The organism is Novosphingobium sp. PASSN1 (assembly GCF_002278815.1).
In genome coordinates this window covers 57,694-79,887 of sequence record NZ_NKIS01000010.1, presented here as the reverse complement: position 1 = coordinate 79,887, position 22,194 = coordinate 57,694, and the positions used below count along the sequence as shown (strand labels likewise).

Sequence of the window (22,194 nt, the reverse complement as noted above, 5' to 3'; positions counted from 1 at the left end):
CTAGGTTGACGTTTACGTAAGCGCCACTTATGCGCGCGCCATCGATTTGAGAAAGGCCTGACACGATGAAAGCCCTGGTCTGCGTGAAGCGGGTGATCGACTACAACGTGAAGCCGCGCGTGAAGGCGGATGGCACGGGGGTCGACCTTGCCAACGTCAAAATGAGCATGAACCCGTTCGACGAAATCGCGGTCGAGGAAGCCATTCGCCTCAAGGAAAAGGGCGTGGTTACCGAGATCGTGGCGGTTTCGGTCGGCCCGGCCAAGGCGCAGGAAACGCTGCGCACCGCGCTCGCCATGGGTGCGGACCGCGCGATCCTCGTGGTCAGCGAAGACGAGGTCGAGCCGCTCGCGGTTGCCAAGATCGTCAAGGCGATTGCCGACGAGGAACAGCCGGGCCTGATCATCACCGGCAAGCAGGCGATCGACGACGACGCCAACCAGGTCGGCCAGATGGTCGCTGCGCTGCTCGGCCGTCCGCAGGGCACTTTCGCCAACGAAATCGCGGTCGAAGGTGACAGCGTGGTCGTGAAGCGCGAGATCGATGGCGGTCTGGAAACGGTGAAGCTGGCGCTGCCCGCCATCGTCACCACCGACCTGCGCCTCAACGAGCCGCGCTATGCATCGCTGCCCAACATCATGAAGGCGAAGTCCAAGCCGCTCGCGAGCAAGACGCCGGCTGACTACGGCGTCGATATCGCGCCGCGCCTCAAGACCCTCAAGGTCACCGAACCGCCGGTGCGCAGCGCGGGCATCAAGGTGCCCGATGTCGATGCGCTGGTTGCCAAGCTCAAGGAAATGGGAGTCGCCTGATGTCCAAGACACTCGTTTGGGTCGAACACGACAACGCCTCGGTCAAGGACGCCACCCTCGCCGTCGTGACCGCTGCCGCGCAGATCGGTGAAGTGACCGCGCTCGTCGCGGGTTCGAGCTGCGACGGTGCCGCCGCTGCCGCTGCGCAGATCGCCGGTGTGAGCAAGGTGCTCAAGGCCGATGACGCTGCCTATGCCAACGCGCTGGCCGAAAACGTCGCGCCGCTCGTCGCCGGGCTGATGGCCGATTACGATGCGTTCGTCGCGCCCGCCACGACCACCGGCAAGAACATCGCGCCGCGCGTTGCCGCGCTGCTCGATGTGATGCAGGTTTCGGACATTCTCTCGGTCGAAGGCCCCAAGACCTTCACCCGTCCGATCTACGCGGGCAACGCGATTGCCACGGTTGAATCGAGCGACGCCAAGATCGTCGTCACCGTGCGCGGCACGGCCTTCGCGAAGGCCGAAGCTACCGGCGGTTCGGCAGCGGTGGAAGCCGTCGCCGCTGCCGGTGACGCGGGCACGTCGACCTTCATCGGTTCGGAAATCGCCAAGAGCGAGCGCCCGGAACTGACCTCGGCGAAGATCATCGTCTCGGGCGGCCGCGCGCTGAAGGATGCGGAGACCTTCCAGAGCGTGATCACCCCGCTGGCCGACAAGCTCGGCGCAGGCATCGGGGCTTCGCGCGCTGCGGTCGATGCGGGCTATGTGCCGAACGACTATCAGGTCGGCCAGACCGGCAAGATTGTGGCCCCGGAAATCTACATCGCGGTCGGCATCTCGGGCGCGATCCAGCACCTTGCGGGCATGAAGGACAGCAAGACCATCATCGCCATCAACAAGGACGAAGACGCCCCGATCTTCCAGGTCGCGGACATCGGCCTCGTCGGCGATCTGTTCACGCTGGTGCCTGAGCTGACCGGCAAGCTCTGAGCTTCGCTTCAGGACGGAAACACGGGAAAGGCTCCACCACGGTGGAGCCTTTTCTGTTTGGCGGTTTGGCGGCCTCTCGGTAGGTTTCTGGTATGGAGATTATCCGCCGCCCCTGCGTAGTCTCGGTCATCGCTCTGGCGCTGGTGCCGCAAGCCTCGCAGGCGGCTGAGACGGTGCTTGAGCCGGTGGACAAGTGGGTGCTCAGTTACGCCGAAGATTCCTGCCGTCTTGCGCGCGCATTTGGCAAGGACGACGACCGGGTTGTGCTGGTTCTCGACCAGTTCCAGCCGGGTGGCGAGATGGACCTCTCGCTGGTCGGCAAGCGGTTCGGCCGCAGCCCGCTCAGCAGAACCGGGCTGACGGCCACATTCGGGCCGGGCCTGCCAAAGGCCCAGCTCCATTATGCGCTGCTGGGCACTTTGGGGCCGGACAAGACCACCATCATTATGGCCGGCCCGCGCGATCTCCTCAACCGGACGCACAAGCGGACTTCTGATGATCTGTCTGACGAATTGCGGACGGTAACGCCGGAGCAGGAAGCTGCGATCACCGAAGTTCGTTTCACGACAAGCACGATGCGGCTCACGCTCAAGACCGGTTCGATGAAGGCCCCGCTTGGTGCCATGCGCACTTGCATGACGAATCTTGTAAAGGAATGGGGCCTCGATCCGGCGCAGCAGGAAGCGCTAAGCGCACGCGCCGTTGCTACGACCAAGCCGAGCATGTGGCTGAAACCCGAAGACTATCCGTCCGGTCCTCTCTTCATGGGGGCAAGCGCTGCCATCCGCTTCCGGATGATGGTGGGGGCAGACGGCGTTCCCACGCACTGCTTTATCCAGCAGGCAACTAACTCGCCCGAATTCACCAAGCTGACCTGTGATCTGCTGATGAAGCGCGTGCGGTTCTCTCCGGCGCTCGACCGGGAGGGTAAGCCTGTGGCGAGCTACTATACCAATTCGGTGCGCTGGCTGGCGCCCTAGCGCCTAGAGCGCCAGCGTCAGGCACTGGCTGAAATCGTCGACCACATCGTCGGCAAATGCCGAGCATTCCCCGAAGCCGTATTTGCGGTCGAGCGCGACCGCTGGCGCAAACGCTTCCGTCCGCCCGGTCTCAAGGCTCGCGCCCGTATCGCCGCGTCCGCGCGCCACGCCAAGCAAGTGCCGCAGCATCGCCTCGCCTCCGGCCTTCCCGCGCCATGTGGGGAGCGAATTGAGTTCGCTGCGGGTAGCATTGAGCTGGTTGATTGCTCAGGGCTCGGCCATCGGCCTTTTGGGCGATCTGTTCACGCTGGTGCCTGAGCAGACCGACACGCTATGAGCTGAGGTGCTGACTGCAGGTTCAGAAAGGCCCCGGAGTTACCGGGGCCTTTCTGTTTGTCCTGGATCAGAGCACGAAATCGGCAGCTACCAGAGGCTTTGGCGCATAGACGTCGATGGCCAATTCGGACGTGGACACATTGTCGTCCAGATTGACCAGAACGGTGTAGTGGTCGCCATCGGTCTTGATCAAGACCTGCCCAGCGCCGGTGAACACGTTGCCCTTTATCAGGGTGAGTGCCTGATCCCCTGCATCACTGCTGGGATCGATCGTGGCGAGGTTGATCACATCGCCCTGCAAGTGACGGAAATCGAGGATCTTGTCGTGCCCGTCGCCCGCTGCAAAGAAGAACACATCAGCGCCCAGCCCACCGCGCAGCAGATCGTTGCCAGTGCCTCCGGTGAGTTCATCATTGCCTGCGTCGCCGTTGAGCTCGTCCTCGTTGCGCCCGCCAAACAGCCCGTCCGCACCCGTCCCACCGAAGATACCGTCATTTGAAGTTGTGCCAGTGACTGTGAGTGCATCGGGCAGGGTGTTGAAGATGAAGCTTGAAGTTGAAGCGAGCAGCTTTGCGAGATTGGTGCCAGTCAGCGTGATCTTCTCGTTGTAGCCGCCGAAGCCGATCTCGATCACCACCGAGGAGCCGACTTGGGACATATAGGGGCGCAGCGTGGCGAGATCAGCGATGTGCAGGGCCGACAGGTCGATCTTGTCCTTGCCAATCGCGAAATCGCTGATGGTGTCGGACCCGAAGCGGCGGTCATCATAGATGAAGGTGTCTCGCCCGAGCCCTCCGCGCAGCAGATCGTTGCCAGTGCCTCCGACCAGCACGTCGTTGCCCGCGCCGCCATTGAGTTCGTCGTCCCGCGTTCCTCCAGAAAGTGTGTCCGCGCCCTTGCCGCCAAAGAGTACGTCCGACGAAGTGGTGCCAGTGACAGTGAGGGCATCGGGCAGGGTGTTGAAGATGAAGCTTGAAGGTGAAGCGAGCAGCTTTGCGAGATTGGTACCGGTCAGCGTGATCTTCTCGTTGTAGGCACCAAATCCCATCTCGATCACAGTGGAGGAGCCGACCTGCGACATATAGGGGCGTAACGTGACAAGATCGGCGACATGGAAGGCAGAGAAGTCGATCTTGTCCTTGCCAATCTCGAACCCAGTGATGGTATCAGTGCCGAAGCGCCTGTTTGCATATACGAAAAGGTCTGCGCCTGCGGTGCCTGAATACGCTGCCATGCATGTTGCCTCCTGATGTCGCTATCAAAGTGCAATTCCAGTGATCGCGAGTCAAGAATTCCAGTATTTCTAAATCAGGCTATTATATGTCCGTTATGGCCTGAAAGGCAGTCAGCAAATTAAAGGCTAGCAACAAGATGGAATCATCGAAAAAGTGGTCCGCCAAATATTTGCAATAATCGAAGCCGTCTTCAGAGCAGAATATCCGCCGCCGTCAGTCCGGCATCGGCCCGCACGTCTATGGCCACTTCGTCGGTCTTGAGGTTGTCGTCGAGGTTGACGAAGATCGTGGTCACGCCGCCGTGGGTGAACAGACGCACCTGCCCGGCGGCGGTGAAATCGCCCGTCACCAGCTTGAGTTTCTGATCGCCATAGGCCGCATCGGGATCAATGCTGCGCAGATCGATACGGTCGCCCTGCGCGTGGCTGAAATCGGCAACCGTGTCATAGCCATCGCCGAAGCCTAGCACGAAGCGATCTGCCCCCAGTCCGCCGCGCAGGGTGTCGTCTCCGGCGCCGCCGATCAGGATATCGTTCCCCAGTCCGCCAACCAGCGTATCAAACCCGGCATAGCCGAACAGCGTGTCGTTGGCCTTGCCGCCGAACAGGGTGTCGACCGCGTTGGTTCCGCTCACCAGCAACCGATCGACCGCATTGTTGAACACGAAGGAATCCGGCGCTGCGGCCAGTTTTGCCACGGTGGTACCGCGGATGGTGATGCTTTCCGCTTCACCGGCGTAGAGCGTCTTGATGACGACATCGCGGCCGACCTGGCTCATGAACGGCCGCAAGCCGGTGATATCGGCCACGCCGAAGTTGCGCAGATCGATCCTGTCCTTGCCCAGCGCGAAGTCCCCGATCGTGTCATTGCCGAACTGGCGGCCATCGAACACGAACCGGTCGTTGCCTGCTCCGCCGCGCAGGCTGTCGCTGCCGGTGCCGCCGCGCAGGATGTCATCGCCTGCGCCGCCATCAAGATCATCACCGCCATTGCCGCCAAACAGGGTATCAGCGCCGCGTCCGCCAAACAGCACATCGCTTCCCGCCGTGCCGTTGATCACCTGCGGGCTGAGTTCTGCGTTGAAGATGAACGTGTTCGGCTGGGCGAACAGGCTGGAAATGGTCATGTTGGTGATCGTGATGGCTTCGCGCTCGCCGCCGAACGCGGTCTCGATCACCACATCGTTGCCGTTCTGGCTGAGATAGGGTTTGAGCGAAATCAGATTGCCGATGCCAAGACCGCGCAAGTCGATACGGTCGCTGCCCAGCGTGAAATCGCCTATCGTGTCGGAGCCGAACTGGCGGCTGGTAAAGCCGAACAGATCGCGGCCGGCGCCGCCGCGCAGGGTATCATCGCCAAAGCCGCCATCGAGGATATCATCGCCCGCGCCGCCGCTGAGGTCGTCGTTGCCGTTGTAGCCGCGCAGCACATCAGCGCCCTTGCCGCCGAACAGCACGTCACGCGCGGCGGTGCCTTCCCAGATGACCTGATCGGTGAGGCTGTTGAATACAAACGAGGCAGGTGAGGCGAGAAGGCTGGCGAGCTTCACGTTCTGCAGGGTGATCGATTGGACATCGCCCGCGATGGCGATGTTGAGAACCACATCATTGCCGATCTGGCCGATAAAGGGCCTGAGCGCATCGATATCTGCGATGCCGAGTGCGGACAGATCGAGCCGATCGGTGCCGATGACGAAATCGGTGATGACATCGCGGTCGAAGCGGTAGCTATCGAACACGAAGATGTCCTTGCCGGTGCCGCCGGTAAGCGTGTCGTTCCCGGTGCCGCCAACCAGCGCGTCGTCGCCCGCGCCAGCTGCGATGGTGTCGCCGCCGCCAAGGCCGTACAGTACGTCGGCGCCTTCGCCCGTGAGCGTATTGGCACTCGCATCACCATAATAAACGCCCATGACTGCTTTCCCGTTGCAAATATTGCGATTGCAGCGGGGCTATCTGTAGGGCGGCTTCCAAGCAACGGGATTAACCACATCGCCGCAAGCAGTTACGGGGCATTCCCCAATTGAGACAATACCACGTCAAACAATTAACAGATTCAGGAGTTATCGATCTCGCAGGTCAGGCACTGGCTGAATTCATCGACGATGTAGTCGCCAAAACCGGCGCATTCGTTGAAGCCGTATTTGCGATAGAGCGCGACGGCCGGGGTAAAGGCTTCGGTGCGCCCGGTTTCAAGGCTTACGCGGGTGTACCCGCGTGACCGCGCCACCCCCAGCAGGTGCACCAGCATCGCCTCGCCCACGCCCTTGCCGCGCCATTCGGGGGCGGCGCGCATCGATTTGAGTTCGCCGTGAGTCTCGTCGATGTGCTTGATCGCACCGATGGCAGCGAGTTGGCCGTGCACCCGCGCGGCGTAGAACGTCACGCCCGGCTGGCGTAGCTTTTCCAAGGGCAGCGCGTGGACTTTGCAGGCCGGGCTTTCGGCGTGCATGCCGGAGAGGTGCAGCGCGATCAGGGCGCGCACGTCGTTGGCGGCGAGGTCGTCTTCCGCAATCTCCAAACCGTCCACCGTGTGTCCCCTGCTGGCCTTGGCTCCGTGATCTGCTAACGCGAGCGGCATGACCGAGACAAGCCAGACTTCACGCTGGGCCATTGCCATTCATGGCGGGGCCGGAGCCATGACCCCTGAGACGATGGATGCGGCTGGTGTGGCAGAGCACGAGGCGGCGCTGGGGGTGGCGCTCGATGCGGGGCGCGCGGTGCTCATGGCGGGCGGGAGCGCGCTGGATGCGGTCTGCGCGGCGGTGGCCGAGCTGGAAGACGATCCGCATTTCAACGCCGGGCGCGGCGCGGTGTTCACCTATCACGGCACCAACGAGCTTGATGCCGCCGTGATGGACGGGCGCGCACGCGATGCGGGCGCGGTCTGCGGGCTTACGCACACGCGCAACCCGGTGCAGCTGGCGCGCGCGGTGATGGAAAGCAGCCCGCACGTGTTCCTGAGCGGCGCAGGGGCGGAGGAGTTCGCGCGTGAACAGGGCGCAGTGATGGTCGATCCCGACTGGTTTGCCACCGAAGAGCGCTGGCGGCAGCTGCAGGAGCTGAAGGCGAAGAAGCTCGGCTGGTTCGATGCGGGGCTGAAATATGGCACGGTCGGCGCGGTGGCGGTGGACGCCGCAGGCCATGTCGCGGCGGCGACATCCACGGGCGGCCTCACCGGCAAGCGCTGGGGGCGGATCGGCGATTCGCCGCTGATCGGCGCGGGGACGTATGCCGATGACCGCGCGGCGGCGATCAGTTGCACCGGCTCCGGCGAACAGTTCATGCGGGTGGGCGCGGCGCATGAGATCTGCGCGCGCATCCGGCTGGGCGGAGAGCAGGCGCAGGCGGCGACCGAGGCGGTGCTCGCCGAGATCGGCGCGATGGAGGGCGTTGGCGGGATCATCTACGCCACGCCTGCGGGCGAGACCGGGTTTGCCTTTACCACGCCGGGGATGTTCCGGGGGCGGGCAGACAGCGAGGGCTTGCGCGAAGTGGGCATTTTCGGCGGCGATTGACTTGTCCTCAGGCGAAGCGCAGCCTGCATCCGCCTTACGTTGAGACATAACGGTTCGCCCGACTGCCCGGCTGCAAACCATGGCGCGCTCCAGTGCGCCGTCTCAGGAGGATGATGCATGAAATCGCTTCGTTTCGCGGCCGTGGCCGCAGTTGCGCTCGCTTGCGCAGCGCCGGTTGTCGCCAGCGCCCAGCAATTGCCTGTCGTGCCCGGAGACTACGTGTCCGTCTCGACCATCAGCGTCGATGATGGCCATGATCTCGACTACATCAATCACCTGGCCGGCATGTGGCGCAAGGGGCAGGACTTCGCGGTGAAGCAGGGCTGGATCACCCTCTACGAAATTCTCTCCAACGAGTACAAGCGGCCGGGCGAACCCGACTACTACCTGATCACGCGCTTTGCGAAGTTTGCCGACCCGGCCGAGGAGGACAAGCGGGAAGCGGCCTACACCGCCTATATGGCCATGAACAACACGCAGATGCAGGCCGCATCGGCCGATCGCGCCAAGTACCGCCACCAGATGGGTTCGATGCTGTTGCGCAGCTGGAAGTGGCGCAACTGACGAGGGCCTGAGATCACCCGCGCCGTGGTGACTGCCCGGCGCGGCTGATCAGGCCGCGTGCTTGTCGGGCTTGCGCCTGCCCATGCGCAAGCCCTGTTCCAGCTGGGCGCGCAGCTGGAGGTAGTAGGATTCGAGGAACACGCGTTCGGCGTTATAGGGATAAGCGCGGCCGATCTTGCGGCTGATCGCATCGGCCACGTCGTCCAGCGCAGTGCCGCGCCCATCGCGCAGCACGCGCTCCAGCGTCTGCAGTTCGTACTCGCCATAGACCGCGAGTTCGGCGGGGGTGAACGTATAGGCCTGATCGGCGGCGGCCACGGGCGCGCTGACGGAGAGCGCCTGCCCGAGCTTGCGGCGCGGCACTTCGACCACCCAGGTGCCCGCGATCACATCACCGCAGCGCAGGGCATCGCGGTTGAGGAACGGGAAAGCCATGAAGAGCGCGAACCAGATCGCCCCGGCCCAGCCCGCCGCATCGGTATCGCTGCCCGCTGAAATCGCGCCGCCGATGAACACGGCGGGCATGAACAGTTCGATATCCCGCACGATGTTGCGGGCGATCACGGCTTCGGTCGTCAGCCGCTCGGTGCCGCGCGCGGCCACACGAATGCCGGTGATGCGCTTGCCCGGCGTCGCGCCGCGCGGGCCGAGTTCGAAGAACAGGAACCACGCGTTGCGAAACAGGAACATCGCGATGATCCAGATGACGACCAGCGCCTGAACCGCATGGGCCTTGGGCGAGCCGCCTTCGAAATCGGCGCCCTTGATGCCGCCGCCGATCCACAGCAGCGTGAGCGTGGTGGCGATCATCGCCGCGCCGATCAGCGCCAGATCGATCAGCAGCGCCGCCGCCCGCGCGCCGCGCGTGGCGAGGACGAAGGGCAGCGCCACGCCTTCGGGTGTGATGACCGTGCGGTTGCGGCTCTTGCGTTCAGGTCTGGCCATCAAACGGTCTTCCCTTCGCCGCCGCGCCAGACGAAGAAGTAGCCAGTCCAGAACACCAGCATGAAGCCGCCGACGATCAGGCGGCCCGCCGTGTTGTCGATCAGCTGGCGGGCAAAACCTTCGAGCAGCCCCGCCACGATCAGCATGAGGACGACCCCGGCCATGACTTGCGCGGTGCGCCGCCCGGCAGCGGCCGCAGCATCGAGCACGGCCAGCTCACCCGGAAAGGCCATCGCGCGGCCGATGTGGAGGCCCGCCGCGCCTGCCAGCAGGATCGCGAAAAGCTCGGTCGTGCCGTGGACGGCCAGCCAGCCGATGATCTCGATGGTCAGGCCTTGCCCGTGATAGAGCCAGAGCAGCGCGCCGAGCATCGTGGTGTTGTGGATCAGCAGCAGCGCCGATGGCAGACCGAACGCAAAACCCAGCGCGAAGGCGAGGATCGAGACTTGCGCGTTGTTGGAAAACAGCGCGGCGGCAAACATGCCAAGGCCGGACTGGCTTTGCTGGCCGAACAGCGTGCCCATCAGCACCGCGCGGCTCGCCCCCGGCACGCGCGCATCGGCCATGCCTGCGGGGATCAGCGCGTAATACCAATCGGGATCGCTCGCCACCAGCAGCCAGCCCGCGACGGTGCCCGCCACCATCAGCGCCAGCGCGATCAGGATATCGCTGCCCAGCGCGCGCACGCTGGCGCTCCAGCCGCCGCCGAAGAAGCGCAGCAACCAATCGCCCAGGCCTGCGCGCGGACCATAGACGATGAACCATGCGCGGCGCGTGAGCACTTCCAGCCAGCCAAGCGTTTCGGCATCGAGCGACGTCTCGCGCGCCACGGCAAGGCTGGACACGGCTGTGCGATAGAGCGCGGGGAACGCGAGGAGGTCTTCATCCGAAACCCCGCGCAGCCACCCGCGCTCGATCCGCTCGACAATGGCCTCCAGCCGCTTCCAATCGCCCTCGCGCTCCAGCCGGAAGCGATCTGAGCGCAGCGCGGCGTCTTCGGCAGCGGCGATCTGGGCGCTGGCGGCGGGGCTGAACCAGCCGCCGATGCGATGGAGCAGGTTTGGTGCAGCGTCGCTCATCCCAAGCTCCCGGCGCGCTTCACCGCGAGATAGGCATCGAGCAGGCGGTTGCCGATGTGCTGGTGCGGCGCTTCGACCACCAGAATGCCTGCGCGGCGCAGGCGCTGGAGCACGAGCGTGCGCTGGTGCTGGAGCGTGGTGGCGGTCACGGCCATGGCGGCATCCTGCTCGCTGCGGATCGGGGCGCTGACGAAATCCGCCAGTTCGGCATCTGCCATGACGACGAAGATCACGCGGTGCCGCTCGACCAGACGGCGCATCGATTCGATCATCAGTTCGGCGCTCGTGGGATCGGTGAATTCGGAAAACACCACGACCAGCGAGCGGCGGCGCAGCCGCGCGGCCAGCGTGGAGAGCGCAAGGGTGAAGTTGGGTTGCTCCGCGCTGTAGTCCAGCGCGGCGGCGGCTTCCTGCAGGCGGGCAAACTCGCGCGGGGCGGTGACGAAGGGGCTGAGCACTTGCGGCCGCGCGGCAAAGCCAAAGAGCGCGACGCGGTCCTGTGCGCCAAGGGCAATCCATGCGGTAGTGAGCGCGGCGGTCACGGCGCGGTCGATGCGCGGAAGGCCCGCGATCGGCTCGCACATCGTCTGCCCGCAATCGAAGGCGAAGACGATCTGGTTGTTGCGCTCGGTCTCGTATTCCTTGGCAAACAGGCGCGCGTGGCGGGCGGACGATTTCCAGTCGATCCGGCGGCGATCCATCCCGGCTTCGTATTCTGCCAGCGCCTCGAACTCGGTGCCTTCGCCCCGGATGCGGCGGGCGACCATGCCGAACTGGGCATCGCGCAGGAACAGTTGGAGCGCCGGGCTGCGCACGGGGGCAATATTGGGGCGCACGCGGATCATGGCACCAAGATCGCGGCGCCCCTGGCGGCAGGCGAGGCCGAGCGGGCCATCCCAGCGCAGCCACACAGCGTCTACCGTGCCGGTCCCGCGCCGTGTCGGCATGGTCTCAACGCCTGCGCTCCATGCGCCATTGTCGCGGCCCAGCGGCGCGACCAGCCTGCCGCCGGGGGCGAGGCGCGGATCGAGCGCGAGTGCGGCGACCGGCGCGGCGCGGGGGGCTTCGGTGCGGAAATCGGCGAGGACGGTGAGCGTGAGCGGCTCGCCCACTTCGCTGTCTTCCGGCACGATCACGCGCAGGTCCGCCAGTGCCGGGGCGAGCAGCGCATCGAGCAGCACCATCACGAGCAGCGCGCCGCCCAGCGCTGGAGCCACGATCCATGCCTGCGGCGCAGCAGCGGCGACAATCAGCGCCACCGGCGCGGCCAGCGCCAGCACCACGGCGGCGCGCGCCGTGGGGTAGAACACCGGGAAGGGCCAGCGCAGCGCCAAGGCCCTATCTCGGCGCTTCGGTGCGCTGGATGAGGTCCGCCACGATGGATTCCGCCGCTCGCCCTTCGATCTCGGCAGCGGGGCTGAGCAGCATGCGGTGGCGCAGCACGGCGATGGCGAGGGCTTTCACGTCGTCGGGGATCACGTAATCGCGCCCGTCGAGCGCGGCGCGGGCGCGGGCGGCACCGGCCAGCACCACGGCGGCGCGCGGGCTGGCCCCGGCGGCAAGATCGGCGCTTTCCCGCGTCGCGCGCACGAGGCGGACGATGTAATCGACCACTGTTTCCGACAGCGTGACCGTGGTGACGGCGGCAAGAGCCTGGGCAATGGCATCGCCAGTGGTGACCGCGCTGACACCCAGCGCCGCCGGACTTGGCGCGCCGCGCCCTGCACCATAGCGCGTGACGATCTGTGCTTCTTCCTCGGCACTGGGATAATCGACCAGCAGCTTGAACAGGAACCGATCGAGCTGCGCTTCGGGCAGGGGATAGACGCCCTGGCTTTCGATGGGGTTCTGGGTGGCCACAACCATGAAGCGGTCGGACAGCGCGTAAGTTTCCCCATCCAGCGTGACGCGGCGTTCCTGCATCGCCTCCAGCAGCGCGGCCTGCGTCTTGGGCGGGGTGCGGTTGATTTCATCGCCCAGCAGCAGCTCGTGGAAGATCGGCCCGCGCGTGAGGGTGAACTGGCTCGTCTGGAAATTGAACAGGTTGGAGCCGAGGATATCGCCCGGCATCAGATCGGGCGTGAACTGGATGCGCCCGAAATCGAGGCCCAGCGTGGTGGCGAAGCTCTGCGCCAGCAGGGTCTTGGCAGTGCCCGGTGGGCCTTCGAGCAGGACGTGCCCGCCCGCCAGCAGCGCGATCAGCAGGTGATCGACCACGCTGTCCTGCCCCACCACGGCCTTGGCCACTTCGGCGCGGATGGCCCCGGCCATGGCGCGGACGGTATCGAGGTTCATGCAGTCAGATCCTTTTCAAGGCGTTGCAAGGCGGCCGCGCGCTGCACCACGTCGGCGCAGCGGCGGGCCATGCGCAGGCGATCGGCAAGTTCGGAATAGCGCGGGCCGGTGCCATCGAGCCGCGCTTGCAGCCGGTCGATCGCGGCTTCGGTTTCCGCAGGCGGGCGGCCACGCGGCAGGCCCAGCGCATGGACCAGCCGTTCGCGCGAGGCATCGGCATAAGGCCCCGCGATCAGCCGCAGCCGCCCGGCTCGGCGGATGAGGCCAGCGGTGTTGCGCACCAGCACGGTCTTGCCGAGCGGGATCTCGCGCGTGGCCACGCGGGGCGGGCCGAAGCGGTTGAAGCTGCGCCAGCCTGCCGCGAAGAGCGCCATCATGAGGCACAGCGTGGCGGCGAGAAAGGGCGGCTCGAACGCCAGTGTCAGCAGGTTGCGGCTTGCGCCAAGGCCATTGAGCGTAAGGTCGAAGGTGATGGTTTCCGGCTTCATCCCTGCTGCGGCATAGACGAGCCTGCGGGCCATCAGGCCGGTTTCCTTCCTGGCCAGTCCCCAGTTGTCGAGCAGGTCCGGTTCGAACACCAGCACCACCGGGTAGCTGGTAGCAAAGTCGTCGGCGGCGCCTTTCTCGTTGGGATCTCCGTCCGGATGGCGCTGCATGCCGATCCAGCGCTCGAGCGCGGGATTGCTGCCATCGCCGGTGAGATAGCCGGCGAGAATGCCCCCATCGGGCGTTTCGATCAGCGCTTCGAGGCCGGGGCCGCTGCCGACCTGCACCTTGCGATTGTCGGGCAGCGGCCCGTGGAACGCGGAAGTGGCCCCCGTGCCATACCAGCCTTGCGCCGCGCCCTTCGCGAAGCCCACGGCCAGATCATCGTGATAGCCTTCCCATTCGGGCGGCATCGTGCCTTCGATCCGCGTCCACCCGCGTTTGGCGGCGGGATTGGCGCTATCGGGGAATGCCATCCATTTGGGGGTGACCACCAGCGTGGGGCCAATGCCGCGCCGCGCCTCGACAATCTCGGCAATGTCGCTGCCTTTGGCCGTGGCGGGCGGGGTCAGCACGAGCAGGCCGGGCTGTTTCAGCGCTTCCTTGCTGCGGGCGCGGTGCACCGTCACGCCGTCCGCCTCCAGCATGGCGGCCAATGCGGCATAGCCATTCAGCCCGCGCCCCCCGACATGGCCGCCGCCGTTGTTGGTCGCGCCGCCGCCGGTGCCGAGCCAATAGAGCACGGCCACGAGCGCCAGTGCGCCGATCAGCACGATGCCGAGCGTGGTGCTTCGGCCAAAGGTTGGCCGGGAGGCGGCGGAACTCATCGCCCACCTGCCAGATTTTGCAGCGCAAAGGCGGCATAAGCTTCGCGCGCGCGGTGCCAGTCGTCTGCCGCCAGCGCGCGCAGGGCATAGAGGCTGCGCTCCACCTCACGCGTGATCAGCGCGAAGGCAGCCCGCGCGGCGGCGGGCAGGCCGGGGATCAGTCCGATTTCGCGCGCGGTGCTGGAAGGGCTGAGCCAATCGGGCCGGGCGGCGGCGATATGGTGGACACTGCGCTGAAGCAGGAGGTGCACGGCCTCGTCAAACCGCCCTTCGGCCGCAAGCGCATCGGCATCTTCGAGCAGCGCGAGCGCGGCAGCGCGGTCGATTACCGGCGCATCGGCGGCAGGCACCGCCAGTGCGCGGGTCAGCCGCCAGCGTTGCAGCAGGGTCCACCCGATCCACAGCGCGCCGATCACGGCCAGCACGGCGAGGACAATCTCCACCCCGCTCCATCCCGCGCCCAGCCAGCGGCCCAGCGGCGCGAGCAGTTCGGCCAGAAAGCGCAGGATCGCCACCAGCCATTCGGGCGGCTCGCTTTTGGGTGCCTGATAAGGGGGGATGGGCGCATACTGGATATCGCCCATGGCGCGCGCCGCTTCCCAGGCGCGTTCGCCCGCTTCGGCGCTGTCCGGTCCCGGTGCTCCTGCCACGGCGGCAGTGGTGACACGCACCCCTGCCCGTGAGCAAGCGATTATCGCGCCGGATCGGCGAGAGCGCTCAGCCGCGCGCGCGTTCCAGCGGATAAGTGCCCAGAATCCGCAAGTCCTTGGCGAAAAAGCCGAGTTCCTCGAACGCGCGGTCCACTGCCGGTTCACCCGGCGCGCCGACGATATCGGCGAAGAACGCCGTGGCGGCAAAGCTCGCGCCGCGCTGGTAGCTTTCCAGCTTGGTCATGTTGACGCCGTTGGTGGCGAAGCCGCCCAGCGCCTTGTAGAGCGCGGCGGGAATGTTGCGCACTTCGAACACGAACGTGGTGATGGCAGGACCGGTAATCGTCGACAGCGCGAGCGGTTCGCGCGCGAGCATGACGAATCGGGTCATGTTGTCATGCGCGTCCTCGATGTTTTCTTCCACCAGGGTGAGGCCGTAGAGCTCTGCCGCGATGCGCGGGGCGATGGCGGCCGCAGCGGGATCGCCCAGTTCGGCGACATAGGCGGCCGCGCCTGCCGTATCGGCATAGGACATCGGCACGATGCCGCGTTCCCTGAGGTAATGGCGCGATTGGCCCAGCGCCTGCGGGTGGCTGTAGGCGCTGGTGAACGGCCCGGTGCCGAGGCCCATCAGGCAGGCGTGAATCGGCATGAAGTGCTCGCCCACGATGGCGAGGCCGCTTTCGGGCAGGAGAAAATGGATATCCGCGACGCGGCCATGCTGCGAATTTTCGATCGGGATGATCGCCTGCCCCGCGCGGCCATCCTTCACTGCCTCGAGTGCGTCCTCGAACGAGAAGCACGGCAGCGGCAGGCAATGCGGCAGCGCTTCCAGCGCGGCGCGGTGGGAATTGGCGCCCGGCGCACCCTGAAACGCAACCGTGCGCGCCGGATCGGCGGCGGCGGCCTCGGTCATTTCGCTGACAAGACGGGCGGCGGGTGCGGGGTAACTGGCCATGGATCGAGGCGCTTAAGCCGCTGCGCAAGTGCGGGCAAGGCGCTTTCGCATCGGGCGCTGGCGGGGCCATAAGCGATTCTTCTCGCTCAAGTGCTTGCAATCACTCTTGCGCGGGCGCGGGGGCGTGACTAGAGCGGCGGCGAAAATGCGTGCCTGCCAAGCGGGCGCAAACTCCATATGGGGCTCGGAATGGACGATCGTTTCAATACCATTGCCGGTTGGACCTTGTTCGGCGGCATCGTTGCGCTGGGGCTTTCGAGCCTTTCGGGCCACTATTTCCTGGCCGACAAGGAGCACCGTCCCGAGAAGATGGGCTATGTGATCGAAGGCGTCGAGGCTGAAGCCGGCGCAGGCGCGGCTGCGGCTGAACCGATCGCAAACCGTCTTGCCAAGGGCGATGTTGCCAAGGGTGAAGCCACTTTTGCCAAGTGCAAGGCCTGCCACACCATCGCGCAGGGCGGAGCCAACGGCATCGGCCCGAATCTCTGGGGTGTCGTGGGTGAAGCCCAGGCAGCTGGCCGCGGCGGCTATGCTTTCTCCGATGCGCTGAAGGCCAAGGGCGGCAAGTGGGACTTCGCCAGCCTTGATGAATGGCTGACCTCGCCTGCCAAGTACGCCACCGGCACCAAGATGTCGTTTGCGGGCATCGGCGATGCGCAGCAGCGTGCTGACGTGATTCTCTATCTCAACTCGCAGGGCAGCAACCTGCCTCTGCCCGCAGCCGAAGCGGCGGCACCTGCCGCTGATGCCCCGGCGGCTGACGCCAGCGCGGCAGCACCTGAAGCGAGCGAAGCCGCCAAGTAAGCGGCGCGGGATTTGCGAGATTACTGTTCAGGCCGCTCCGCGAGGGGCGGCCTGAAGTGTTTGTGGGTCACGCTTCGCGGCGAAGTCAGTCGACCATTTCGCAGACGAGCTGGCGCAGTTCCTGCGCTGAAAGCACGGCAGACGTGCGGCGCGGTGCGGCCATCGTGCGGCTGGTTGCAGCGGAGCGCTGGCTGGGCAGGAAACTGTTGGCCAAAATGCAGTGGCTGGTCGTGAAAGCATAGAAGGTGTTCGTATTGGGGGTCATGAAGTGTCCTTGGCGCGCAGCGCGCGCCGATATTTCTGGATAACAGGGCTCCACGCGCGGCAGGCGGTACCTGCGCGCCGATGATGGCCCGTTCTGTGTTGAGGGTGTGCCGAAAAAGGGCGCGGAAGCGGCTTAGCGCCGCTTCTTGAAGGCCCCGCCGCCACCGCCACCGGCCACCTTTTCGCGGAAGACGATACGGCCCTTGGTAAGGTCGTAAGGCGTCATTTCCACTTTCACGCGGTCACCCACGATCGAGCGGATGCGAAACTTGCGCATCTTGCCGGCGGTGTAGGCGATAATGCGATGCTCGTTTTCGAGCATCACGCCGAAACGGCCATCGGGCAGAATCTCGTCGATCTGACCGTCGAGGGTCATTACGTCTTCCTTCGCCATGGCTCAGTTCCCCCGATCGAGGGCGGGCGTGGCGATGGAGCGGCGGAGTGTATTCGAGGGCATGACGGCCCCTTTCACGAAAGCAGGGTACGCGGCAGCAAACGTTGCAGCCGGTGCTGGTGGCGTGAGAGGGGAAGCTTCGGCCCGGAGCACGGCTCCGACGCGTAAAATTCCGTCGCAGGCGACGATAGCAGTGCCGATATGGGCCATCAGTGCTGAAAAGTCAAGGACCGCTCTGTGTTTAGGGGTATTTGGAGCCCTGCATGCTGGTGATCTTGTAGGATCCCTGGCCGCCCGGAACGAGGACATAGGGCGATTTGAGCTTGGCTCGCAGGTTCGATGCAAGGACCTTGAGATAATTGTACGACAGCTCGTCGGTGCTGTTGCCGAGCTCGGTGCGCAGTTTGTAGTGCGAGACCGGTTCGCCCAGCCGTTCGGCCAGCAGCTTGAGCAACTGGCGCTCGCGCTTGCCCAGAAGATGCACGTTGGCGACACGTTCGAGCGAGCTGGCCAGTTCCAGTTCGGCACGCACCTGATTGGCGGCGGCGCGGTAGCGGGCGGCGATAGCGGCGCAGCGCATCGCGGCTTCCTCGCCGCCCATGCGTGCGCTGTCGAACACATCATCGAATCCGGCATTGAGCAGCTTGGCGCGCTTGCTGGCAAGGCTGCCGTGCATCAGCGCGATCTTGACCTTGCGGGTCAGGATGGGACGGTTGATCCGCAGGAACCGCGCGGCCCTGACCGGATCGTTGCCGCCGATGATCAGAGTCTCGTAGTCACTCTCGGCGATCGAGAGAAACCGGGTTTCGAGATCCACGAAGGTATGGTGTTCGTAAGTGCCGAACGCGTTGCGCAGCCAGGTATCGCGCGCTTCGCGGTGCAGATCGTTCATCGAAAGATAGCGGATGAAGTCGGGCTTGCGCATGGGGTCTTGCCCTTCGTCTGGGTGGGGGGCAGGCATTGGCGCGTCGAGCTGCCGCGCGGTGGCAATCGGCAATCCAGTTTCTGGCACTGGGCATCTTCCTAACGATCTGCAGAATACACCATCTGTCTATTGTGGACATAATCTCCATGCAGGCTTCCCGGACGGTTCGGGGGGCATGGGGGCACGTTCTGACCATGCCAAGATAGGTGCTGTGGGGTTGGGTGTGTCGCGGTCTGACCGGTTAATTTTGCGGTGCTGTTGTCCGCAAAAAAATGTATGAATTTCAATATTAAATATGGAGTGCCGGTAAATTTTCGCTGGATTTGGTATGAACAATACCGATTGCGACTATATCTAAAATGAACAATTAAACTATAACTTTTATTATAGTCTTGCCATCAGCCCTCGTCGCTGGCCGGATGTCGCACCCTTACCGTCAAGGCGCCGTCTGCAACGCGCAGCTCGTTGAAGCCCGCCGGGCTTGCGCGCAGGCGCTGGGAAAGCGTACCGGCACCGATCATCCGGATAGCGCCCGCTGCGGTGGGCTGGATGATATCAAAAGCATCGTGGACGTGACCGGACAGCACCGCGAGCACACCGCGCCGCGCCAAAGCTTCGAGCGCGCGCGTGCCGCCCCGGGTCAGCGCCTTGCCGCGCGTGCCGGTCTCCACCAGCGGGTGATGGCAGGCAACCAGCGTCTGCGTGCCGGGCGGCAAGGCGTCGATCGCGGCGAGGCAGGCTGCAAGGCCGCGCGCGCCTACGCGGCCCTTCGACCAGTTGATCCGCATCTGCGCGCGCGCTGTGGTCTTGAGCGGCACCACGGTGAGGCCGGGCAGCGCGATGCCGTGGCCGACCGCTGACTGCAGTGCGCGGAAGCGGCGATAGGGATCGAGGAACCGTTCGGCGAGGTTGAAATACGGCAGATCGTGGTTGCCCACCTCGACCGTGACCGGCACGCCCAGCGCGCGGATCCACGCGGCGGCTGCGGCAAATTCGCGGTGCCGCGCGCGCATGGTGAGATCGCCGGTGATGAGCACCGCATCGGGCCGATCCCGCGCGACACACGCGGCAACCCAGTCCAGCGCGGCGCTATCTTCCAGCCCGAAATGAACGTCGCTGATGTGGAACAGTCGGATCATGTGGTGCGTCCTAGACGCGGCCCGAGAGGATAAGCCAGGCCGAAAGCGCATTGAGCAGGCTGTAGGCGAGATAGCCGAACGCGCCCCACACGATCCCTTCGGAGACAAGCAGCAGGCCGCCCACCAGCATCAGGAATTCGACCACCAGCGACAGGCGGCGGCTAAGCGCGTGATAGAACCACGGCATCTGATCGAGCAGCGGGTGGCCGCTGTCCATGATTGCCCGGTGCAGCGCAAAATTGCCGATGCCGAGCAGGAAGATGATCGCAATAGCCATGCAGCTAAGGATAGGCGGCTGAACGCGCGCTGTCACGCCGCAGCGCGGTTTTGCCTTTTGCTCGTAGACCTGTCGCTCGTGGACCGGCGTGGGCGGTTCGTCGGGCGCGCGGGCCGTTTGTCGGCGCGGCGTACAAACCGGTCGAGCATGGCGCGCGCGGCCTGCGCCGAACCCCTAGCAGAATAGGCATGCGGCGGTGGCAAGGCACCCGGTCCCGGACCAGCCAGCCCAACCACCGCTCTCCCGCCGGACGGCCCGCAGCAATCCGGCGATCTGTGCAACCCAAGCCAAGGATATCGCCATGTTCAAGAACCTCCTGATTGCTACTGGCCTTGCCGGCCTTGCTCTTGCCGCCCAGCCCGCCTTTGCCCAGAGCGCCCCTTCGCCAACTGCCAGTGCCGATATCGCGGTGCAGCAGCGCCTGGTGCACTACGCCGATCTCGATCTCTCGACCGCCGCCGGCCAGACGAAGTTCGATGCCCGCCTGCGCCGCGCTGCTGCGGCGGTGTGCGAGGCCAACTATGGCCCGCACCCGCTGAGCGAAGCGATGGAAGCGCGCCGCTGCTACCGCAATGCGCTGCAATCCGCGCAGCGCACCATCGCGGCCCGCGCGGCCAGCCAGGGCATGGCCCGGATCGCGGCGCGCTGAACCGAGAACTTGCACCAACATGTGACGCAGCCGGCAACCAGTCCCCGCCGCTGCCGACGTGGCAGGGTCGCCGCAGTATTCGAGCAATGGGCCAAGGTTCCTGCCCCCGGGAATGGCCCGAAGCCTCGAAAAGTGCGGCGGCCCGCTTTTTGTGGGCTAGTTGGCCGCGCGCAGCTTTGCAGCGGCGGCCGTCTTGGCGGCTTCGATGTCCGACCATTCGCGCCAGGTCAGGTCTGCGCCCTCCAGCACCCGGTCATCGTGCGCGCGGATGGTGATGGGCAGGATCGGCATCCCGTCGCGGCTGTCGCACAGCACGGGATTGGCCGGAACGTTCATCGCCCACTTTTCGCCCCACTGGCGCAGCGCCAGCATGGCGGGCAGCAGGTCCATGCCCTTGGGAGTGAGCCTGTATTCGATGCGGCGGCGATCATCGGCGCAATGTTCGCGTTTCAGGATGCCAGCCTCCACCAGCCTTGAAAGCCGGTTGGAGAGGATGTTGCGGGCGATCCCCAGCACTTCGAGGAATTCCTCGAAGTGGCACACGCCGTTGAACGAGGCCCTGAGGATCATGAAGGACCATCGCTCCCCCATCGCCTCAAGCGCGCCGGGAAGGCCACAGACGGCAAGATCGGAAAGGGGTTCGCGAAGTTTTCCCATAACGCTTTGTGTCATACCTCAATCTGCAGGGCAATGTAAGTTTCTAGTTGCAACTCGAAACCTAATGAACTAGGTAGCGATTCGCAACGGAAATCGCATCCTCTCCACCCGGCGGTCTGGGCTAGCGCAAAAGCGCACCGGACCAGACCGCCAACCCCGCCGTTTCCGGGCAAGCATTTGTCAGATAAAACCAAGGGGAATACTCATGATCGCCACCCGCAACAGCATGCTCGCTCAGTTGTTCCCGGCCGTTCTCGCGCTCGTCGGCACGGCCGCCACGTTTGCGGCCACCGCCGCACCGGCCCGCGCTGCGGACGCCAACGCCTACTATTCGGTCACGCTGGCCGCGCCGGTTGCCAAGCCTGCCAAGCTCATGCTCGGCGATGTGCTGTGGAACTGCGCCGGGGATACCTGCTCGGCCGGCCAGGACACCGCCCGCCCGGTGGTGGTCTGCACCAAGCTGGCCGCCAAAGTCGGCCAGGTGAACCGCTTCGCCACGCCCAAGGGTGAACTCGCGGCCGAAGACATGGCCCGCTGCAACACGCCCAAGGGCTGATCGCCCGCATTGATCCCGTTTCCAACCAGCTCTTCAGCGCGCGCATTCCACCCATACCCTTGTAGCGCGCCACTTCACGCGGCTGCGGCCAGTCTTTCGGGACTGTCCGCAGCCGTTTTCTTGTGGCCGGGTGTTTTGAAGCTGACGGCCCGGTGCGGCGCGCCTATGCTGCGCGCGATGCTGCGTTTCCTGTCTGCCGCCGCGCTCATCTTTGCGCTGGTCACTTCGCCGCTGGTCGCCGCCGCGCCCGGTTCCATGCCGAATGCTGCGCCGCTACCCGATGCCGCACTGCGCGCTGAGCTGCACTGCGCCGCCGCGTTTGCCATTGCCGCATCCGAACAGGCGCGCGGCAGTGCCGCTGCGCTGGCGCTGCCGCCCCTCGCTGTGCGCGGCAAGCGCTTCTTTGCCGAGGCTGGCGCGCATGCGGTGGAGCAAGGCGGATTGACGCAGGAGGCCGTGCGCGATCTGCTGATGGCTGATGTCGCCGACATGCAGCGCCGCGCGGCCGCCGATCCCGACCGGGAACTGGCCGCCGCAGTGAAGCCTTGCCTCGCCCGGCTCGATGCGGTGGTACCGCCCTTGCAAGTGCCCGATCTGGCCCAGTGCGCGGCGATCCTGACGCTGGCGTGGGAGGAAGAGCGCGCGAAGGGAGCTGAGGCGGCGGCGGCGCGTGATCTCCAGACCCTCGCGCAAGTGCTGACCACGCGCGCCCGTGCTGCGGTGATTACCGCAGGCGGCAGCGGAGACGCAGCCGATGCCGCTGTCCAGACAGCGCGCGAGGTGATGCGCGCGGAGGCCGCCAATCGCCCCGGCGGGGTGGGCAACTACGACATTGCGCGGTGCTACGATCTCGCCGCTCCGGATGCGAAATCACACTACTAAAACGCTGCGTCTGCGATAGGTTGCGGCCTGCACT

General features: G+C 65.3%; 26 protein-coding genes. 9 read left to right on the top strand and 17 right to left on the bottom strand.

Annotated elements, in window-relative coordinates; genetic code table 11:
• The first annotated feature begins 65 nt into the window (after positions 1 to 65).
• The 3 genes from CFE35_RS16460 (at position 66) to CFE35_RS16450 (ending at position 2,724) form a co-directional block, all read left to right on the top strand.
• On the top strand, positions 66 to 812 hold the full coding sequence (locus CFE35_RS16460; RefSeq protein ID WP_292932155.1) for an electron transfer flavoprotein subunit beta/FixA family protein: 747 nt from the start codon (positions 66 to 68) through the stop codon (positions 810 to 812).
• Positions 812 to 1,744 (top strand): electron transfer flavoprotein subunit alpha/FixB family protein, encoded by a 933-nt coding sequence (locus CFE35_RS16455; protein ID WP_292932153.1) that lies wholly within the window; start codon positions 812 to 814, stop codon positions 1,742 to 1,744. The genes CFE35_RS16460 and CFE35_RS16455 overlap by 1 nt, the downstream gene beginning before the upstream one ends.
• Positions 1,745 to 1,836: 92 nt before the next feature.
• Complete coding sequence (locus CFE35_RS16450) at positions 1,837 to 2,724, top strand: hypothetical protein (protein WP_292932151.1); 888 nt, start codon at positions 1,837 to 1,839, stop codon at positions 2,722 to 2,724.
• 3 nt (positions 2,725 to 2,727) lie between these two features.
• Here CFE35_RS16450 and CFE35_RS16445 read toward each other — a convergent pair whose 3' ends face one another.
• From CFE35_RS16445 to CFE35_RS16430, 4 genes are all read right to left on the bottom strand, one after another.
• The gene (locus CFE35_RS16445; RefSeq protein ID WP_292932150.1) at positions 2,728 to 2,913 is read right to left on the bottom strand and encodes a hypothetical protein; all 186 of its coding nucleotides are present in this window, start codon (positions 2,911 to 2,913) and stop codon (positions 2,728 to 2,730) included.
• 214 nt (positions 2,914 to 3,127) lie between these two features.
• A complete protein-coding gene (locus CFE35_RS16440) occupies positions 3,128 to 4,294 on the bottom strand; it encodes a M10 family metallopeptidase C-terminal domain-containing protein (protein ID WP_292932149.1) in 1,167 nt (388 codons plus the stop codon).
• A gap of 191 nt (positions 4,295 to 4,485) precedes the next feature.
• Positions 4,486 to 6,204, bottom strand: coding sequence for a M10 family metallopeptidase C-terminal domain-containing protein (locus tag CFE35_RS16435; protein WP_292932148.1), 1,719 nt, complete (start codon positions 6,202 to 6,204; stop codon positions 4,486 to 4,488).
• Between the two features lie 143 nt (positions 6,205 to 6,347).
• Positions 6,348 to 6,872, bottom strand: a complete 525-nt coding sequence (locus CFE35_RS16430) for a GNAT family N-acetyltransferase (protein ID WP_292932146.1) — start codon at positions 6,870 to 6,872, stop codon at positions 6,348 to 6,350.
• On the opposite strand from CFE35_RS16430, the gene CFE35_RS16425 reads away from it, so the two are divergent.
• Positions 6,871 to 7,809, top strand: coding sequence for an isoaspartyl peptidase/L-asparaginase family protein (locus tag CFE35_RS16425; RefSeq protein ID WP_292932144.1), 939 nt, complete (start codon positions 6,871 to 6,873; stop codon positions 7,807 to 7,809). The two genes, CFE35_RS16430 and CFE35_RS16425, sit on opposite strands and share 2 nt — an antisense overlap.
• Positions 7,810 to 7,926: 117 nt before the next feature.
• Positions 7,927 to 8,373, top strand: a complete 447-nt coding sequence (locus CFE35_RS16420; RefSeq protein ID WP_292932143.1) for a hypothetical protein — start codon at positions 7,927 to 7,929, stop codon at positions 8,371 to 8,373.
• Positions 8,374 to 8,421: 48 nt separating this feature from the next.
• On the opposite strand, the gene CFE35_RS16415 is transcribed toward CFE35_RS16420, so the two are convergent.
• The 7 genes from CFE35_RS16415 to CFE35_RS16385 all read right to left on the bottom strand — a co-directional run bounded on the left by CFE35_RS16415 (position 8,422) and on the right by CFE35_RS16385 (position 15,613).
• The gene (locus CFE35_RS16415) at positions 8,422 to 9,318 is read right to left on the bottom strand and encodes an RDD family protein (RefSeq protein ID WP_292932142.1); all 897 of its coding nucleotides are present in this window, start codon (positions 9,316 to 9,318) and stop codon (positions 8,422 to 8,424) included.
• The gene (locus CFE35_RS16410) at positions 9,318 to 10,397 is read right to left on the bottom strand and encodes a stage II sporulation protein M (RefSeq protein WP_292932141.1); all 1,080 of its coding nucleotides are present in this window, start codon (positions 10,395 to 10,397) and stop codon (positions 9,318 to 9,320) included. Before CFE35_RS16410 ends, CFE35_RS16415 begins: the two co-directional genes overlap by 1 nt.
• A complete protein-coding gene (locus CFE35_RS16405) occupies positions 10,394 to 11,731 on the bottom strand; it encodes a DUF58 domain-containing protein (protein WP_292932139.1) in 1,338 nt (445 codons plus the stop codon). Before CFE35_RS16405 ends, CFE35_RS16410 begins: the two co-directional genes overlap by 4 nt.
• A gap of 4 nt (positions 11,732 to 11,735) precedes the next feature.
• A complete protein-coding gene (locus CFE35_RS16400; RefSeq protein ID WP_292932137.1) occupies positions 11,736 to 12,692 on the bottom strand; it encodes a MoxR family ATPase in 957 nt (318 codons plus the stop codon).
• Positions 12,689 to 14,005, bottom strand: coding sequence for a DUF4350 domain-containing protein (locus CFE35_RS16395; RefSeq protein WP_292932135.1), 1,317 nt, complete (start codon positions 14,003 to 14,005; stop codon positions 12,689 to 12,691). Before CFE35_RS16395 ends, CFE35_RS16400 begins: the two co-directional genes overlap by 4 nt.
• Positions 14,002 to 14,655, bottom strand: a complete 654-nt coding sequence (locus CFE35_RS16390; RefSeq protein ID WP_292932133.1) for a hypothetical protein — start codon at positions 14,653 to 14,655, stop codon at positions 14,002 to 14,004. Before CFE35_RS16390 ends, CFE35_RS16395 begins: the two co-directional genes overlap by 4 nt.
• Before the next feature lie 67 nt (positions 14,656 to 14,722).
• Positions 14,723 to 15,613, bottom strand: coding sequence for a prephenate dehydratase (locus CFE35_RS16385; RefSeq protein WP_292932131.1), 891 nt, complete (start codon positions 15,611 to 15,613; stop codon positions 14,723 to 14,725).
• A 189-nt stretch (positions 15,614 to 15,802) separates the two neighbouring features.
• Between CFE35_RS16385 and CFE35_RS16380 the strand changes: the two genes are divergently transcribed.
• On the top strand, positions 15,803 to 16,417 hold the full coding sequence (locus tag CFE35_RS16380; protein WP_292932129.1) for a cytochrome c family protein: 615 nt from the start codon (positions 15,803 to 15,805) through the stop codon (positions 16,415 to 16,417).
• An 85-nt stretch (positions 16,418 to 16,502) separates the two neighbouring features.
• On the opposite strand, the gene CFE35_RS16375 is transcribed toward CFE35_RS16380, so the two are convergent.
• The 5 genes from CFE35_RS16375 to CFE35_RS16355 all read right to left on the bottom strand — a co-directional run bounded on the left by CFE35_RS16375 (position 16,503) and on the right by CFE35_RS16355 (position 19,416).
• Positions 16,503 to 16,682, bottom strand: a complete 180-nt coding sequence (locus tag CFE35_RS16375; RefSeq protein WP_292932127.1) for a hypothetical protein — start codon at positions 16,680 to 16,682, stop codon at positions 16,503 to 16,505.
• Positions 16,683 to 16,814: 132 nt separating this feature from the next.
• Positions 16,815 to 17,075, bottom strand: a complete 261-nt coding sequence (gene infA / locus CFE35_RS16370) for a translation initiation factor IF-1 (RefSeq protein ID WP_067906582.1) — start codon at positions 17,073 to 17,075, stop codon at positions 16,815 to 16,817.
• Between the two features lie 241 nt (positions 17,076 to 17,316).
• Positions 17,317 to 18,000 carry a helix-turn-helix domain-containing protein gene (locus CFE35_RS16365; RefSeq protein ID WP_292932124.1) on the bottom strand — a complete coding sequence of 228 codons (684 nt, stop codon included), beginning with the start codon at positions 17,998 to 18,000 and terminating at the stop codon, positions 17,317 to 17,319.
• Positions 18,001 to 18,398: 398 nt separating this feature from the next.
• Positions 18,399 to 19,139: a metallophosphoesterase gene (locus tag CFE35_RS16360; RefSeq protein ID WP_292932122.1), complete on the bottom strand. Its 741-nt coding sequence runs from the start codon at positions 19,137 to 19,139 to the stop codon at positions 18,399 to 18,401.
• A gap of 10 nt (positions 19,140 to 19,149) precedes the next feature.
• A complete protein-coding gene (locus CFE35_RS16355) occupies positions 19,150 to 19,416 on the bottom strand; it encodes a hypothetical protein (RefSeq protein WP_292932120.1) in 267 nt (88 codons plus the stop codon).
• A gap of 301 nt (positions 19,417 to 19,717) precedes the next feature.
• Here CFE35_RS16355 and CFE35_RS16350 point away from each other — a divergent pair, with 301 nt between their 5' ends.
• The gene (locus tag CFE35_RS16350; protein WP_292932118.1) at positions 19,718 to 20,065 is read left to right on the top strand and encodes a UrcA family protein; all 348 of its coding nucleotides are present in this window, start codon (positions 19,718 to 19,720) and stop codon (positions 20,063 to 20,065) included.
• A gap of 156 nt (positions 20,066 to 20,221) precedes the next feature.
• On the opposite strand, the gene CFE35_RS16345 is transcribed toward CFE35_RS16350, so the two are convergent.
• Positions 20,222 to 20,722 (bottom strand): helix-turn-helix domain-containing protein, encoded by a 501-nt coding sequence (locus CFE35_RS16345; protein WP_292932116.1) that lies wholly within the window; start codon positions 20,720 to 20,722, stop codon positions 20,222 to 20,224.
• Between the two features lie 205 nt (positions 20,723 to 20,927).
• Between CFE35_RS16345 and CFE35_RS16340 the strand changes: the two genes are divergently transcribed.
• Entirely contained in the window at positions 20,928 to 21,278 is a 351-nt protein-coding gene (locus tag CFE35_RS16340) for a hypothetical protein (RefSeq protein ID WP_292932114.1), read from the top strand.
• A gap of 165 nt (positions 21,279 to 21,443) precedes the next feature.
• On the top strand, positions 21,444 to 22,160 hold the full coding sequence (locus CFE35_RS16335; protein WP_292932113.1) for a hypothetical protein: 717 nt from the start codon (positions 21,444 to 21,446) through the stop codon (positions 22,158 to 22,160).
• Positions 22,161 to 22,194: the final 34 nt, after the last annotated feature.